General features: G+C 63.0%; 14 protein-coding genes. 4 read left to right on the top strand and 10 right to left on the bottom strand.

The window, feature by feature from the left end; all coding sequences use genetic code 11:
- Positions 1-4: 4 nt before the first annotated feature.
- From PQR32_RS01960 to PQR32_RS01915, 10 genes are all read right to left on the bottom strand, one after another.
- Positions 5-1,090, bottom strand: a complete 1,086-nt coding sequence (locus PQR32_RS01960; RefSeq protein ID WP_408221892.1) for a branched-chain amino acid ABC transporter permease — start codon at positions 1,088-1,090, stop codon at positions 5-7.
- Positions 1,091-1,106: 16 nt separating this feature from the next.
- The gene (locus tag PQR32_RS01955; protein WP_408221891.1) at positions 1,107-1,973 is read right to left on the bottom strand and encodes a branched-chain amino acid ABC transporter permease; all 867 of its coding nucleotides are present in this window, start codon (positions 1,971-1,973) and stop codon (positions 1,107-1,109) included.
- Positions 1,970-2,680, bottom strand: a complete 711-nt coding sequence (locus tag PQR32_RS01950) for an ABC transporter ATP-binding protein (RefSeq protein ID WP_408221890.1) — start codon at positions 2,678-2,680, stop codon at positions 1,970-1,972. The genes PQR32_RS01955 and PQR32_RS01950 overlap by 4 nt, the downstream gene beginning before the upstream one ends.
- 2 nt (positions 2,681-2,682) lie before the next feature.
- Positions 2,683-3,405, bottom strand: a complete 723-nt coding sequence (locus PQR32_RS01945) for an ABC transporter ATP-binding protein (RefSeq protein ID WP_408177171.1) — start codon at positions 3,403-3,405, stop codon at positions 2,683-2,685.
- A gap of 20 nt (positions 3,406-3,425) precedes the next feature.
- Complete coding sequence (locus PQR32_RS01940) at positions 3,426-4,715, bottom strand: ABC transporter substrate-binding protein (protein WP_408221889.1); 1,290 nt, start codon at positions 4,713-4,715, stop codon at positions 3,426-3,428.
- A gap of 41 nt (positions 4,716-4,756) precedes the next feature.
- A complete protein-coding gene (locus PQR32_RS01935) occupies positions 4,757-5,815 on the bottom strand; it encodes a maleylacetate reductase (RefSeq protein WP_408221888.1) in 1,059 nt (352 codons plus the stop codon).
- A 6-nt stretch (positions 5,816-5,821) separates the two neighbouring features.
- Entirely contained in the window at positions 5,822-7,285 is a 1,464-nt protein-coding gene (locus tag PQR32_RS01930) for an aldehyde dehydrogenase family protein (protein WP_408221887.1), read from the bottom strand.
- Positions 7,286-7,380: 95 nt separating this feature from the next.
- Complete coding sequence (locus tag PQR32_RS01925; protein ID WP_408221886.1) at positions 7,381-8,376, bottom strand: hydroxyquinol 1,2-dioxygenase; 996 nt, start codon at positions 8,374-8,376, stop codon at positions 7,381-7,383.
- A 34-nt stretch (positions 8,377-8,410) separates the two neighbouring features.
- Entirely contained in the window at positions 8,411-8,902 is a 492-nt protein-coding gene (locus PQR32_RS01920; protein ID WP_106301548.1) for a cupin domain-containing protein, read from the bottom strand.
- Between the two features lie 164 nt (positions 8,903-9,066).
- On the bottom strand, positions 9,067-10,032 hold the full coding sequence (locus PQR32_RS01915; RefSeq protein WP_408221885.1) for a LysR family transcriptional regulator: 966 nt from the start codon (positions 10,030-10,032) through the stop codon (positions 9,067-9,069).
- 348 nt (positions 10,033-10,380) lie between these two features.
- Between PQR32_RS01915 and PQR32_RS01910 the strand changes: the two genes are divergently transcribed.
- The 4 genes from PQR32_RS01910 (at position 10,381) to PQR32_RS01895 (ending at position 16,456) form a co-directional block, all read left to right on the top strand.
- Positions 10,381-11,970: an MFS transporter gene (locus PQR32_RS01910; RefSeq protein ID WP_408221884.1), complete on the top strand. Its 1,590-nt coding sequence runs from the start codon at positions 10,381-10,383 to the stop codon at positions 11,968-11,970.
- 429 nt (positions 11,971-12,399) lie between these two features.
- A complete protein-coding gene (locus PQR32_RS01905; RefSeq protein WP_408221883.1) occupies positions 12,400-13,686 on the top strand; it encodes a c-type cytochrome in 1,287 nt (428 codons plus the stop codon).
- Positions 13,683-14,195 (top strand): (2Fe-2S)-binding protein, encoded by a 513-nt coding sequence (locus PQR32_RS01900; RefSeq protein WP_408221882.1) that lies wholly within the window; start codon positions 13,683-13,685, stop codon positions 14,193-14,195. Before PQR32_RS01905 ends, PQR32_RS01900 begins: the two co-directional genes overlap by 4 nt.
- The gene (locus PQR32_RS01895) at positions 14,192-16,456 is read left to right on the top strand and encodes a xanthine dehydrogenase family protein molybdopterin-binding subunit (protein ID WP_408221881.1); all 2,265 of its coding nucleotides are present in this window, start codon (positions 14,192-14,194) and stop codon (positions 16,454-16,456) included. Before PQR32_RS01900 ends, PQR32_RS01895 begins: the two co-directional genes overlap by 4 nt.
- The last annotated feature ends 30 nt before the right edge of the window (positions 16,457-16,486 follow it).

The raw sequence follows: 16,486 nt of genomic DNA, 5'->3' as shown, positions 1-16,486 counted from the left end.
GGCCTCATGCGCGGTGGGCCGCCGAGTCCGCGTCGAGCGAATCGGTCGCGCCGTCCGGCGAGCGTTGTTGAGACGGACCGGCGTCGCGAAACACGACGCGCCGGCCCACGGGAAACAATTGCAGGCCGTAGCGGTGCGACACGAAGCCCCACAGTCCCTGCGGAAAGAACATCGTCACGACGATCGCCAGCGCGCCGAGGCCGATCAGATACCAGGTGCCGAAATCGGACAGGAACTGATTCAACAGGAAGAAAATCAGCGCGCCGACAATCGGCCCTTCGAGCGTGCCGAGGCCGCCGATCATCACGATGAAAATGCCGAACGCGCTCCAGTTCACCGAGAACGCGGCGTCGGGCGAAATGCGCAGGTTGCCGACGAAGTACAGGCCGCCCGCCAGCGCGGTGCCGCACGCCGACACCAGATAGACGATCAGGCGCGCGCGCTTCACGTCGACACCCTGGCTGCTCGCCGCCACCGCGTTGTCGCGCATCGCGGTCAACGCGAGACCGGCTTTCGAGCGCAAAAACAGATACAGCAGTCCGATCGCCGCCGCGACGATGGCCAGCGCCAGCCACAGCGTCAGCGACTCGCGCAGCGCACGCGGCACGTCCTGCAATGCGGTGAGACTCGTCCCGGAACCGCCGCCGAGCACCGAGACGTTCGCCACCGTCAGCCGGAAAACTTCGGCGATCACCCAGGTGCCGATCGCGAAGTAGCCGCCTTCGAGCCGGAACGCCACCATCGACACAGGAATCGCCACCACCGTCGCAATCACGGCAGCAATCGGCACCGCGATGAACGGCGAGATGCCGCAATAGTTGGCGAGAATCAGCATCCCATAGCCGCCGATGCCGAAGAATGCCTGCTGGCCGATCGACACCATCCCGCCATAACCGGCCAGCAGGTTCCACATCAACGCGAATACCAGGTAGGACGCCAGTTGCACGAAGTCGCGCATGGCATCGCGTCCGGCCCACCACGGCGCGCTCGCCACCGCCAGCGCGACGATCAGCAGCACGATCACCGCCACGCGGCTTGCACGGGTCGCGCGCCGCACTTCGAAGCCCGCTGCGGGCTGGTTCAATTGCATGGTCATGTCGAAGCCTCTATGCGGTTTTGGGCAGCAAGCCCTGCGGCCGTGCCACCAGCACGCCGAGAAACACCACGTGGCCAAGCCAGATGCCCCAGCCAGGGTCGAAGTAAAAGCCCACCTGCTGCGCAATGCCGAGCGCCATGCCGCCGACGAAGGTGCCCCAGAACGACCCCATTCCGCCGATGATCACCGCCTCGAACGCATACAGCAGCAGCGCCGGGCCATCGGTCGGCGACACCGCCGTGCGCATCGAATAGAGCGCCGCGGCCACCGCGATCAGCACGAAGGCGATACCCATCGCCAGCGCATAGGTGCGCCGGTACGAGACACCCATCAGTTGCACGATCTCGCGATCGTCCGAGGTGGCGCGAAACGCGCGGCCGAGCGGCGTGCGGCCGAACAGCCACTGCATCGCGAAGGCGAGCGCCACGGTTGCCACCAGCGTGACGAGCGGCAGATAGCCGAGCGTGATGCCGCCCGCGAGCGTGATGCTCTGCGATTCGAAACTGCCGGTGGCGATGGAACGCGGGTCCGCGGAGAACATCTGCTGCAACACGTTCTGGATCACGATCGACAAGCCGAACGTGACGATCAGCGACGGCAGCGGATCGCGGCTGCTGACGCGGTTCAGAAGCGCGAACTGCACGGCATACCCCGCGCCGAACGCGATCACGAGCAACAGCACGAGCGCGACGGCGAGCGGCAAATGAGCGAAGCTCGTCAAGGCGAACAGCACGAACACCAGCAGCACAATGAAGTCGCCATGCGCGGTATTGGTGAGCCGCATCACGCCGAACACCAGTGACTGACCCATCGCGAAGAGCCCGTAAAGCGCGCCCAACAGCACGCCCTGTACGACGATTTGGATGAACGTGTTCATGCGGCCACTCCAAAATACGCCTGCGTGATCGCCTCGTCCGACACTTCGGCGGACACGCCTGTCAACGACACGCGCCCTTCCTGCAGGCAATAGAAACGCGACGACACGCGGCGCGCCAGTTGCACGTCCTGCTCGACGACGATCGCGCTCATGCCATGCGAGACGATCTCAGGCAAAGCCGCGTAGATTTCGCGCACGATGACCGGCGCGAGGCCGAGCGAGAGTTCGTCGCACATCAGCAGATCGGGGTTGCTCATCAACGCGCGGCCGATCGCCACCATCTGTTGCTGACCGCCAGATAACGCCGTGGCCGCGTGATGACGGCGCTCCTGCAATGCCGGGAAGAGCGCATAGACGCTTTGCAGATTCCAGCGCCCCGGCCTTTTGCTGAACGCGCCGAGCAACAGGTTCTCTTCGACGGTCAAACTTGCGAAGAGACGCCGCCCTTCCGGCACCAGCGCAATGCCCATGCCGACGATGCTCGCCGCCGCAGCAGCGCCGATCGGCTCGCCGCGATACAGGATCTGATCGGCATTGCGCGGGCGCAGCAGCCCCGCCACCGATTTCAGAAAGGTCGATTTACCCGCGCCGTTCGATCCGATCAGCGCGATCACTTCGCCCGGCGCCACCGTCACGTCGATGCCGAATAGCGCCTGGAAGTCGCCGTAAAACGCGCTCAGCGCGCGAGTCTCCAATAGTGCCGACATGCTCAAGCCTCCAGTCCGAGATACACGCGCCGCACTTCGGGGTCGTCCATCACGGCGGCGGGCAGGCCCTCCGCGAGCCGCTTGCCGAAGTTGATGACCAGCAGACGGTCGGCCACCGCGAGCAGCGCATGCACGACATGTTCGATCCACACGATCGTCACGCCACGCTCCTTGACGCGGCGAATCTCGTCGACGAGCGCGTGCGTTTCGGGTTCGGTGAGGCCGCCGGCGATCTCGTCGAGCAGCAGCAATTGCGGCTGCGTGGCGAGCGCGCGAGCCAGTTCGAGCCGCTTGCGGTCGAGCAGTCCCAGCGTGCCGGCCAACTGGTTGGCACGGGCTTTGAGGCCGGTGCGTTCGAGCACGTCGACGCAGACGTCGTAGGCGGCGTGGCCAGTCAGTTCGCCGCCGAACGTGGCGCCGACCAGGAGGTTCTCGAACACCGTCATCCCGCCGAATGGCCGCGGCACCTGATACGAGCGGCCGATCCCCGCCGCGCAACGTCGATGCGGCGGCAAGTGATTCACATCCGCGCCGTCGAATTCGACGCTGCCCTGATCGGGCCGCACGTCGCCGCTGACGAGGTTGAACAGCGTGGTCTTGCCGGCGCCATTTGGGCCGAGAATGCCGTAGGTTTCGCCGCGTTCGACCGCGAAGCTGATGTCGTCGGTTACCTGTAGCGCGCCGTAACGCTTCGACACGCCGGTGAGTCTGAGCACTGGGTTCATCACTGCTCTCCGCGTTGATTTCAGACGATCAGCTTCAGCGGGCCGGATAGCGGCACGCTCGGCGCGAGCTGGTTGTTGACGATTGCGAGATCGAAAGGATGCTTCTGACCTTTCACCCATTGGCCGCCGACAAGTGGCGTCTTGGCGACGTTTTTCACCGGGCCGCTGCCCCACGCGACATGGCCGACCAGCGTATCGAGCTTCGTCGAGGCCACCGCGTCGCGGATCGCTTCGTTCGAGTCGACGTCTTTCGCGCGCTTTAACGAATCGACGGCGATTTCGAATAGCGCGTGAGCGAAGCCGATCGGTTGGGTCCATTGCTTCGAGGTGACGCGCTCGTAGTCGTCGGCGACTTGCCGCGCGCTTTGCCCTGTCAACGACGATTTGAACGGATGCGAAGGCGACCACCACACCTCGGTGGAGAGTCCGTCGCCGAGATCGCCGAGCGCTTCGATCGAGGTCGGAAACAGCAGCGCCTTGCCGATTGAAATGACCTTGGGCTTCAGACCTTGTTGACGCGCCTGAACGAGAAAGTTCTTGGCGTCAGGCGGAATCACGACGCCGGTGACGATCTGCGCATTCGACTGCTTGAACGACGAAATCTGCGCGGAGAAGTCCTGGGTCATGCTCTGGAAGCGGCCCGGGTCCTTCAGCGTGAAGCCCTTCTGCGCGAGTACGGGTGGAAAGCCGAGCTTCGCGTCGCCCCAGGCGTTGCCGTCGCCATCGTTGGGAAAGAGGCCGCCTACGCTGTGATTGGTCTGCACCGATTGCCACATGCCGGTGTAGACGGTGATCACATCTTCCAGTCCCCAGAAGAAGTGATACGTGAAGCGAAAGCCCTTCTTCGGATCGCCCTTTCTGCCGAAGAACCACGGCTGCCACGGCACCACCGTCGAGACGCACGGCATCTCGTTCAACTCGCACGCGTCGCTCACCGGATTGGCCGTCTCCGGCGTGCCGGACACCAGCATGATGTCGACCTTGTCCTTGAGGATCAGGTCGTTGGCGACTTCGCCGGCGCGGTTCGGATTCGACTGGCTGTCCTTGACGGCAATCGACACCGGATACGATTTGCCGCCGATCACGATGCCGTTTTTCAGCGCCGTCTGCATCTGCTGGATCGTGAAGCGATCCGCTTCGCCGAACGGCGCGAGCGGCCCGGTTTGCGGCGATACGTAGCCGATTTTCAGCGTACGCGGGCCGGCCGAGAAGACGAGCGGCGAGAACGCCGAAGTCGTGGCGGCAAGCGCGCCGCCTGCCGCGAGGCTGACAAAGCGGCGGCGTCTCGCATCGAAGGTATGTGAGTCCATGGTTGTCTCCTGAATTTTTTTGTATGAATGAAGTGGGCGCACTAGTCCGGGCGCCGCCCGTCGAAGGCGGCTTCGAGCAAAGCACGCAGCGGTATTCGTTCGACCGGCCGCGGATTCCAGTACGGGTTCTTAAACGCGAGATCGAGTGCGACATCGAGATCGGCTGATGTCAGTCCGATGTCTTTCAGCGCAGTAGGCGCGCCGTGGTCGTGTGCGAGATCGAACACGGCTTGCGCGGCGTCGTCGGCGTGCAATGCGTGCGCGATACGCTTCATCGCTTCGGGGGCGGCTGCACGGTTATAGGCGAGCACATGCGGCAATACGATGGTGTGCGTCTCAGCGTGCGGCAGATTGAAGGTGCCGCCGAGCGTATGGCACAGCTTGTGATGCAAGGCCATGCCGACACTGCCGAGCACCGCGCCGCATAGCCAGGCGCCGTACAGGCAATCGCCGCGCGCCGCGAGATCGCCTGGTTGTTGCATCACGCGAGGCAGCCCCTGGCCGAGCGCGCGGATGCCCTCTTCCGCCATCAGGCTGATGATCGGATTCGCGTCCTGTGCGTAGAGCCCTTCCGCCGCGTGGGCGATGGCGTTGATCCCGCTCGTCAGCGACAACGTGGGCGGCAGCGAGGTCGTCAATGCCGGGTCGTAGATCACCGTCTTCGGCAGCACACGCAGATCGCGGCCGGTCTTTTTGACGCCGCCCTCGGTGAGGCCGTAAATCGGCGTCATCTCGGAGCCTGCATACGTGGTCGGAATTGCGATGATCGGCAGCGAGGTTTCGAGCGCGATCGCCTTGCCGAGTCCCGTCGTGGAACCGCCGCCTATAGCGATCGCGCAATCGGCGCCGACGCTTGCGGCGAAGTCCCGTGCCGCGCGCGCGGTTTCGACCGGCACGTGCATCACGGCTTCGGCGTAGACGCCTGCCGCCCGCGAGCCGAGACTTGCCGCGAGCGCTTCGGCCTGCGCGCGCTGTTGTGGCGTGGACAGCACGATCGCCCGCGTGGCGCCGAGCAGGCCGATCTCGCGATCGAGCTGGTCGAGACTGCCCGCGCCGAAGATCACGCGTGACGGCAGGCCGTTATAGATGAACGGTTCCATGGCGGTTCAGCGCGGGTAGTAAGGCGGAATCTGCGCATCCACGTTGACCCAGACCGACTTGGGCTGCGTGTATTCGCGCATCGCTTCAAAACCCATTTCGCGGCCGTAGCCGCTTGCGCCGACGCCGCCGAATGGCGACGCGGGGCTCACGCGCTTGTAGCAGTTGATCCACACCATGCCGGCACGAATCTCGCGCGCTACAAGGTGCGCGCGTTGCAGATCGCGTGTCCAGAGACCCGCGCCGAGACCGTATTCGGTGCCGTTCGCGATGGCGAGCGCTTCTTCGTCGGTGCGGAATGTCGTGACCGTCATGAACGGCCCGAACACCTCTTCCTGCGAGACCCGATGCTCCGGCTTCGCTTCGACGATAGTCGGCTCGACATAGCAGCCGTTGGCCAGCGCGGCATTGTCCGGCGCTTTGCCGCCCGCCAGCACGCGGCCACCCTGTTCACGGGCGATATCGACGAATGAGAGCACGCGGTCGCGGTGCTGACGCGAAGTGAGCGGTCCCATCTCGGTCGACGGATCGAGCGGATCGCCGATTTTGATCGTGCGGCTCAACGCGGCGAACTTTTCGAGCACTTCATCGGCGATCGACTCATGCACGATCATCCGCGAACCGGCGATGCAGGCCTGCCCCTGGTTGTGGAAGATCGCGAACGCCGAGCCTTGCACGACCGCATCGATATTCGCGTCGCCGAATACGATGTTCGCGCCCTTGCCGCCGAGTTCGAGTTGCACCTTCTTCAGATTGCCGCTCGACGCCTGCACGACCTTGCGACCCACCGCGGTCGAGCCGGTGAAGGCGACCTTGCTGATCTCCGGATGTTCGGCGATGTACTGACCCGTCACGTGACCCAAACCCGGCAGAATGTTGACCACGCCTTCAGGGAAACCCACTTCGGCCATCAGCTCCGCAATCGCGAGACTCGACAGCGGCGTGAGTTCGGCGGGCTTCATGATCACGCAGTTGCCCGCGGCGAGCGCCGGCGCCATCTTCCAGCTCGTGAACATGAGCGGGAAATTCCACGGCACCACCTGCCCGACAATGCCGACCGGCTCGCGTGTCAGGTAGTTCAGAAAGCCCTGCTCGACCGGAATCACCGAGCCTTCGAACTTGTCGGCCATGCCGCCGAAATAGCGGAACGTGGCCGCGGTGCGTGGCACGTCGAGATTGCGTGTATCGCGGATCGGGTGGCCAGTATCGAGCGATTCGAGGCGTGCGAGCTGGTCGGCATTCGCTTCGATCGCGTCGGCCAGCTTCAGGAGCAGGCGCCCGCGCTCCATCGCGGCGAGATTGCTCCACTTCGGAAACGCCGCCTTTGCCGCCGCGACGGCGCGATCGACATCGGCCGGGCCCGCCATCGCGACATCGGCGATTACCGAGTTGTCGTGCGGATTGAGGGAGGCGAGCGTTTCGCCGTTTGCAGCCGGCACGAAGCGGCCGCCGATGAAGAGTTGCGTTTGCATGTCAGTCCTGTGCAAATAAAACCTGGACGCGACTTTCCCCGCGGCGCCAGCGGTCTGGCGCCGTTCGATCGACGATCGGGGGGAATGCCGATGAGTTACATCTGGATCGGATACGGCGGCAGTTCACCGCTTTCGTAGCGCTTGGGCAGATCGGGCGTCGCGTTCTCCCACACCAGCAGCATTGAACGCTTCTGCGAGTAGCCCTTGTGACGGATATCAGCCGGCATCGCGGCGATATCACCCGCGTTCATGGTGATGCGTGCGCGCGGCTCGCCGCTGTCCTTGTCGGCGACGTCCCAGATGATCTGGTCGGACAGTTGCAGGAACCACTCGACGCGGTCGTTGCCATGAAACACCGGCAGCACGAATTCCTCGGTGGTCGGGCAGAACAGGCTCTGCTGGCACACCGACGTGACCGATGGATTCCACGTCACGTCCGAGCGCGACAGGTATTTGAAAAGACTGAACGCATGCAGCGCGCCTTCGAAGCCCGGCTCCGCGTGAATCTCGGGTTCGTCCTGACCGACGTCGGCAAACTGGCGATTGACGGGCAGATCGTCGCGTAACGGCGAGTCGCCTTCGAGGCCCGGCATGCGCTTGGTGGCAATCCGCGTGCGCTCGATCGCGGCGATGTTGTCGCCGTGTTTCGTGCCGAACGCGGAGCCGGTTTCTTCCGGCGCGGCGAATGGGTCGAAGCCTTCGTTGACCCAGTCCTTCAGGATCGCCTTGAAGGTCGCCATGATGAGCGGCGTGTCGAACTGCTGGATATGATCGACGCCGGCGTCCTTGAAGCTCGCGTTATACGCACCGGCGTACATGTCGACCTTGCCGTAGTGATTGCGCGTGCCGATCACTTCGTCGAAGTTGACCCAGCCGTAGAAGAAGCCCCACGCCACGTCGCGCATCATCGCGCGCAGGAAGTCGTCGGCATGCATCTGGTGCGAGCGGATCTGGCCTTTGGCCGGCCATCTGACGGTAGCGAAATAAGCGTCGCGGCTGAATTCGAAGTCGCCGAGGCAGAACGTGCGATAACCGGTGACCGCGTCGGCCTCGCTCGCGGTGACGTTTTGCAGGGTGCTGAGTTTGTCCATGATGGGCTCCGGAAGATCGATCGTGTAGAGGGATTCAGTGGATGCAGATGTCGGCCCACTTCTCGACCGAATAGCGTCCGAGGATCGTCTGCACGAGCAGCACGCCTTTTGTCTTCGCTTCGAAGCGATAGGCGGCGCCGGCGGGCAGCAGTGCCTGATGACCGCGGCGCAGCCGCACATGGCCCATCGACTGGCCTGACGGCTGGCCTTCGAGGCGCACGCTGCCTTCGGTCTGCGCGTCGACCAGCGGGCCGTCCGACGGCTTGATGAAATAGATGTCGATCTCGCCGTCGAGCACGACCGCGAACTCATCGTGCGACGCAGCAAACCACGGCGACGAACCTTCCGCGCGCAGCGTCTCGATCACGTACTTGAGATTCTTGCCGACGACGACTTTCTCATAGGGCTCAGCACGGCTCGCCACGTCGAACACGTTCGACATCGCGTAGTGCTCCGGTTTGCCCTTGATGATTTCGATGGAGCCTTTCCGAAAGTTGTCCAGGCTGCCGAACCAGGTTTGTTGCATGTCTGCCTCCAGTTGATCCACGAATGCGTTGCTTGCATCGAAGATTAAGCGGCGACAGGCGCTACAGCAATGTTCTGAGGGTCGGGAAACGCGAACCCTGGGTGCTCCAAAATCGCGCCAGGGAAACTACCTGGTGGCGAACCCTCATCGGCCTCGAGCGAGCGTCAGCTGTCGGACAGTTCCTCGCCGACGCTTTTCGTTTCGTCGTCCGGCGGCGCAATGCCGAGCGCCCTGTCCCACTGCGGTTCGCGCAGATAGCGCGCGCGCAGGAAGTCAACGAAGGCCTTGACCTTGGTGGTCGAGCGGTGCGAGGCTGGATACACCGCCGACAGCCACAGCGGCGGCGCCGCGTACTCCGGCAGCACGCGCTCCAGCCGGCGTTCGAGCAGATCGGCGGCGGCGACCATGGTCGGCAGATAGACGACGCCCGCGCCGGCCCGCGCGAATTCGAGCAGCAGATGCACGCTATTGGTTTTGAGCACCGGATTCAGCGCGATTTCGAAGCACTCGTTGCCGCGCATCAGCGGCCACTTGTCGCCCCAAGGGTAGTACGAATAGCGGGCGAAATCGTGCCGCAGCAGATCGAGCGGTGTCTCGATCAGCGGTTCTTCCTTCAGATAGCCCGGCGCCGCACAGAGCACGCCGCGCACCGGGAAGAGACGCCGCTCGACCAGCAGGTTCGACGCCGGCGGATAGATTTGCAGCGCCAGATCGAAGCCTTCCTGAACCGGATCGATGACCCGGTCGTTGACGGTCACGACGAACTCCACGCGTGGGTACGCGGCGCGGAATTCGATCAGCGTCTGCGAAAAATGGCCGAGCGCGAAGCCCGGCAGGACGTGGATATTGAGCGTGCCAGCGAGCGCCTGCGGGTCGCCGCGCGAGCGGCCGGACAGATCCTGGACCCTGGTGACCAGTTCGGCGCACTCGCGGTAGTAGGTCTCGCCGAGTTCGGACAGGCGCACCGCCCGGGTCGAACGATGAAAGAGCGGCACGCCGAAATGGTCTTCGAGCTGCTTGACGCGCGAGGTCACCACCGATTTGGCGACGCCTAGCTGGCGCGCCGCGCCGGCGAAGCTCTGCGCTTCCGCGGCGCGGACGAACGCTTCCATCGACGTGAATAGGTCCATGCTGTCTCCTGTGTCGACCGGAGTTAGCGCTTTAGCGCTTACTCCGGTCCCATGCAAAGCTGTCGACCGGAGTTAGCGCTTTAGCGCTTGCTGCGGTCCCATGCAAAGCTGTCGACCGGAGTTAGCGCTTTAGCGCTTGCTCCGGTCCCATGCAACGCTGTCGACCTCAGTTAGCGCTTTAGCGCTTACTGCGTGGCCAGCGCTCCGCCGTCGGCCTCATCCGGTCTGTACCGAGATCCTATCGCGAATTCGCCGGCTTCATTTTGTACCGCTCGTGCCCAGCGTCCAGATTTCTTATTCCTTCTGTATGATATGGATTCCTACCGACATCCACCCGCGGCGTAATCGATGAATTCCACTATCATCCCGGGCACTTCAAACACCCCGGCTTCGACCGCCGCGAGCGCATCTCCGCCATCTCCAACTGCTCGCCCTTTCCCTGCGATCGTCGCCGTGCTGCTCGGCGCGATGATTTCGACGCTGACATCCCGCATCACATCGCTTGGACTCGCCGATATCCGCGGTGCGCTCGGCGTCGGATTCGATGAAGGTGCGTGGATCAATACAGCCTTTACCGCTTCGCAAATGTTCATTGGGCCTATTGCGGTGTGGGCCGCCTTCGTCCTTGGAACCAGGCGGGTATTGCTGGCCGGCGCGGTCGTCTTCATGGCCGCCGAAACGCTTCTGCCCCTCAGTACTAACTTTGCGTGCTTCATCTTTTTCCAGGCGCTTGCGGGCCTCGCTTCCGGCGTATTCGTGCCGGTTACCGTCGGCTTCATTGTCCGCAGCCTTCCACCCAAGCTTATTCCTTTTGGCATTGCGGCATACGCGATGAACCTGGAAATGTCGCTGAACATCTCCGCCACGCTCGAAGGATGGTATAGCGAACATCTCAGTTGGCACTGGTTGTTCTGGCAAAATGCCGCGCTTACCATCCCCTTCATCCTCTGCCTGCTCATGTCGGTGCCGAACGAAGCAATCCGGCAAACTCCCGCGCGCAGCGACCATGCCGGCATGCTGCTCGGCGCGAGCGGCTTCGTTTGCCTGTTCGTCGCGCTGGATCAGGGTGAACGTCTGTTCTGGTTTCAATCGCTGTTCATCACGGGCATGTTCTACGTCGGTGCCGTATTGCTGGCGGCCTTCGTGCTACTTGAACTGGTGACGGAAGCGCCCGGCATTGCACTTTCATACCTGCTGAAGCCTAACGTCGCGCTCCTGGTGGTGCTGGTCGGATTGATCCGCTTCACGGTCCTGAACACAAGCTTCATTCCATCCATTTTTCTTGCCAGCGTGCACGGATTGCGGCCGCTCGAGGTCGGCAATACGCTTCGCTGGGTGGCCGTTCCGCAAATCCTGTTCGCTCCGTGCGTGGCGTTCATGCTTCTCCACTTCGACGCACGCCGCGTCATCGCGATTGGCTTTGCCACGGTCGCCCTCGCCTTCGGTCTCGGCACGCAACTCACACCCGACTGGGCAGAAGGCAACTTCATTCCGTCGCAACTGCTGCAGGCGCTCGGTCAGACAATGGCACTCACTTCGATCATCTACTTCTTTGCCAAACACGTCACTGCCGAACACGCGCTGACGTTCGGTGCGGTTGTGCAAACCACCCGCCTCTTCAGCGGCCAACTGGGCACGACGTCCATTGCAGTGACCCAGCGCGTCATGGAGCAGATCCACTCGAACCTGCTCGGCCTGCATGTCAATCTGTTCAGCAGCGAGACCCTGGAACGGTTGACCGCACACAGCTCGCTATTCGGCGTGACGTTGAACGGCAATACCGCTGACGTGCCGGCCGGGGCGATCGCCCTGCTGGATCGAGCCGTTCGCGTTCAGGCAACAACCCTTTCACTCGCGGACAATTACCGGCTCGCGGCGGCTTGCGCAATGTGCGGCATTGCGTTGACGCTACTGCTACGACGGGCACCCGCGCCTTGATGCCATCTGCAACGGGTTGAAACCAAACCACCCGATGCTACCGCCTCACGACAGCAAATACATTGCATGTCGCTGAATTTTTCTTAAACGGCCAATGAGTCGAGGTCATGCGATCCAGTGCCGTTTCGGGCCACGCCGCAGAGTAGCCCGGCGGCGCAAGACCAACGGATTTAAGCTTTCTTCAGGCCTCCATCAGGACATTTAGCGACGGTCTCGATATGCTTTGTCCAATCGCCATGACGCGACAGCGCAAGAGCGAAAGCCTCGTCGGCGCTCGTCGTGCTAGCTGAAAAAGTTGGCTCGATTTTCACCATAATTTATCGATCGAACATTTATAGTAGAATCAAAACAGCGCACGCACATCCGTGCGTTTGAGCGTCGGGCATCCCTGACGACATCGAAAGGATTCTTTTTGCGGAAGGTGCTGCGATGACTCGCAAGCCGATCATTTTCGCGGCCATTGCCGCAGTTGTCGTGGCGTGCGCCGTTGCGGCCGGCATCATGTGGGAGCCCAGCCTCGCCGAGGTGCGTCCCCCTGCTGCTTCCTCGTTCGACCGCCAACTCAAGCTCGACGGCGCCCGCGTCGTGGCGCTCGGCGACTGCGCGGTGTGCCACACTGCCAAGGGCGGCAAGCCGTTTGCCGGCGGCTTGCCGCTTGCCACGCCATTCGGGACGATCTACGCGACCAATATCACGCCGGACCCTGAAACGGGCATCGGCGCATGGTCGCAGGAAGCCTTCGCACGGGCGCTGCGCCACGGCATCGCACGCGACGGCCACCCACTGTACCCTGCCTTTCCGTACATCCACTTCACCCGAATGTCGGACCACGACATCGCGGCGGCCTATGCATACCTGATGAGCCGCGATCCGGTCAACGCAACCACGCCCGACAACAAGCTGATCTTCCCGCTCAATTTCAGACCCTTGGTGGCGTTCTGGAATGTGCTGTTTCTGCGGCCCGGCGAGCGCGCGGCGGACGCATCGCAGAGCGCGGAATGGAACCGGGGGCATTTGCTGGTGGATGGATTGGGACATTGCGCCGCCTGCCATTCTCCGTTGAACGCAATCGGCGGTGAGAAATCCGGCCAGGCGTTCGATGGCGGCCAGGTCGATGGCTGGGAGGCACCGCCCCTCAACCAGTTGGGCGATGCCGTGAAACCGTGGAGCAGGGAACAGTTGGTGACGTACCTGAGGACCGGCCGCGCGAGCGAGCACGGCGCCGCCGCCGGCCCGATGCTGCCGGTCACGCACGACCTGGCCACGGTGCCGCAAGAAGACGTCGAAGCCATCGCCACCTATCTTCTTTCGATTCAGAAACCGGCCGTGATGACAGTCGTGAAGACAGCCTCCGAGTCGATGCAGGATGCCCAGTCAGCGAGCGTTCAGCGCGGCGCGATCCTGTTCAACGGCTCGTGTGCGTCCTGTCACGGCAGCGGCTCGCCGATGCAAACCATCGGCACACGGCCCAGTCTTGCCTTCAGTACCGCGGTCAACGCAACCACCCCGCGCAATGCGATCCAGATGATGGCCGGCGGCGTGCCCTGGCACGGCGAGGATGCAGTGAACTACATGCCGCCGTTCGGCGATGTATTCAGCGACGACCAGCTCGCCGATCTGGCGGCCTATCTACGCTCGAGCTACTCGACGCGCATTCGATGGGACGCGGTCAGCGACACCGCATCAAAGGTGAGAAAGGAGAACGAGACGCGATGATCCAGCTCTCAGTAAATGGGGTGCAGCACGCCCTGGATATCGATCCATCCACGCCATTACTCTACGCGCTGCGCAATGACTTGCAATTGCATGGGGCCAAGTTCGGCTGCGGGCTCGGACAATGCGGCGCATGCACGGTCATTGTGGGCGATCGCGCGGTATTTTCCTGCTTGTTGCCCGTATCGGCGATTGGCAATCGCGCGGTTCGAACCATCGAGAGCCTGGGCACGATTGAACATCCGGGCGCCTTGCAAAAGGCCTTTGTTGAACACCAGGCTGCGCAATGTGGCTACTGTATCGCGGGCATGATCATGCGCGCCCAGGCGCTGCTCGATCGCACGCCGCATCCCACCGAAGCGCAACTGCGCGAACACATGGAACCGAACCTTTGTCGTTGCGGCACCCACATGCGCATTCTGGCGGCGATCCGGCAAGTGGCCGGCCTACCCGAAGGCGGCGGTGCCGATGCCTCGACCGGCGTGGCATCGGGCAAAGGAGTCACGCAATGAGCGCACACGACGATCACGTCGACGAAGGGCGCCGCCGCTTCATGCTGTCCGGCGCTCTCGTGGTCGGTTTCAGCCTGGTTCCCGGTGTGAATGCACTCGCCCAGGAAGTCATCGCGGATGAAGGCAAAGCCGTGCAGATCGGCAAGCAAACCGAAGCGCTCGCTGGCAGCCTGAAGACCAATCCGTTGCTCGACGCGTGGATCAAGATTTCGCCCAACGGCAAGGTGACGGTCTTCACCGGCAAGGTGGAACTCGGCACGGGCGTACGCACGGCCTTACTGCAGGTGGCTGCGGAAGAACTGAACATGGCGCCGTCGCTCATCACGTTCCTCACCGCCGACACGGGCCTCTCGCCGGACGAAGGTTTGACGGCCGGCAGCCATACGATTGCCGACAGCGGCACCGCACTGCTCAATGCCGCCGCCCAGGTGCGCGGCATTCTCGTCGACGCGGCCGCGCAACGCCTCGGTGTCGATAGCGCGACGCTCGTCGTCAAAGACGCCGTGATCGCCGCGCCGGACGGGCGCCGCGTGACCTATGGCGAGGCCGTGCAAACCGTCGATCTGCATCGGATGGCGACGCCCACTTCGCCGTTAAAAGATCCGCACTCTTTCAAGGTGATCGGCACGTCGCTGCCGCGTCTGGACATTCCAGGCAAGCTCACCGGCGGTGCGAGCTATGTGCAGGACATGCACCTGCCCAACATGGTTCACGCGCGCGTGGTGCTGCCGCCTGCCTATCAGGCTCACCTGTTGGACACCAATGAAGCCGAGGTCATGAAGATGCCCGGCGTAGTCAAGGTCGTCAAAAACGGCAACATGCTGGCCGTAGTGGCAAGGGGCGAATGGCAAGCGGTCCTCGCGCAAAGGGCCCTCTCGGCCGGCAGCAAATGGAGCGCCGGCCGCCCACTGCCTGATCCCAACACCGTCCACAGCGAACTCAAGAAAATCGCCACGCAACAGATCGAGATCGCCAATGCTCATTCGCCCGCGGCCGCGCCGGTCAAGACGCTGAGCGCGACCTATATCAAGCGCTATCTGTTGCACGGTTCGATCGGCCCGTCATGTTCAGTCGCCACGTTCGAGAACGACACGCTGACGGTATGGACCCACTCGCAAGGCGTCTATCCATTGCGCGACGGGTTGGCGGAAATGCTCTCGATGCCGAAGGAAAAGATCCGCTGCATCCACACTGAAGGCTCCGGCTGCTATGGGCACAACGGCGCCGACGATGCGGCCGCGCACGCGGCGCTGATCGCGATGACGTTGCCCGGACAGCCGGTTCGCGTGCAATGGATGCGTGACCAGGAGCATACGTGGGACCATTTCACGCCCGCGATGGTCACCGAGGTCAGCGCATCGCTCGACGCGCAAAACAATATCGTCAACTGGGACTACGCGCTATGGAGCAGCTCTCATAACGAGCGGATCGTCAACGCGGGACGGTTAATGCCGGCCACCTTGCTGGCGAAGCCATTCGTATCCGCGCCCTCCACGCCGATGGTGCAGCCCGAGGGCGGCGGGGATCGCAATGCAATCCCGCTCTACACGCTGCCGAACGTGCACGTCATGAACAACTTCTCGCCGACGATGCCGCTGCCCACCTCGGCCATGCGTTCGTTAGGCGCGCATACCAACGTGTTTGCAATTGAAAGCTTCATGGATGAGTTGGCGTTTGCCGCACGGATGGATCCTGTCGAGTTTCGCCTGAAGCACCTTCAGGATGCGCGTGCGCAGGATGTGATCCGGCTCGCGGCGAAGCAATTCGGCTGGCCGCGGCCGCCGCGTCAAGCTGGGCGCGGCGTGGGGTTTGCGTTCGGCAAGTATAAGAACCTCATGGCCTATGTCGCGATTGCGGTCGAGCTTTCGGTCGAGCGTGAAACGGGCCTGGTGCGCGTCGAGCATGCCGTCGCCGCGGTCGATTGTGGTCAGATCGTCAATCCGGACGGTGTCCGCAATCAGATTGAAGGCGGCATCATCCAGTCTTCGAGCTGGACGCTATACGAAGAACTGCAATTCGATACGAAGCAGATCCGCAGCTTTGACTGGAGCAGCTATCCGATCATGCGCTTCCCGGCGGTACCGGCGAGCGTGAAGGTGCATTTGATCGACCGGCCCGGCATGCCGTTTCTAGGTAGCGCCGAAGCCTCGATGGGGCCAACCGCGGGTGCGCTCGCCAATGCGTTGTTCGATGCAACCGGCAAGCGTCTGCGTCAGATGCCCTTGGGTGGCGAAAACTTGCGCAGACAGATCGAGGTTTGATCGAAGTGACAAAGCCTCTCTGACTGCGCC

The organism is Paraburkholderia dipogonis (assembly GCF_046027395.1).
Taxonomy (GTDB): Bacteria; Pseudomonadota; Gammaproteobacteria; order Burkholderiales; family Burkholderiaceae; genus Paraburkholderia; species Paraburkholderia dipogonis_A.
The sequence above is the reverse complement of the archived record's forward strand: the minus strand, read 5'-3'. Positions and strand labels throughout refer to the sequence as shown.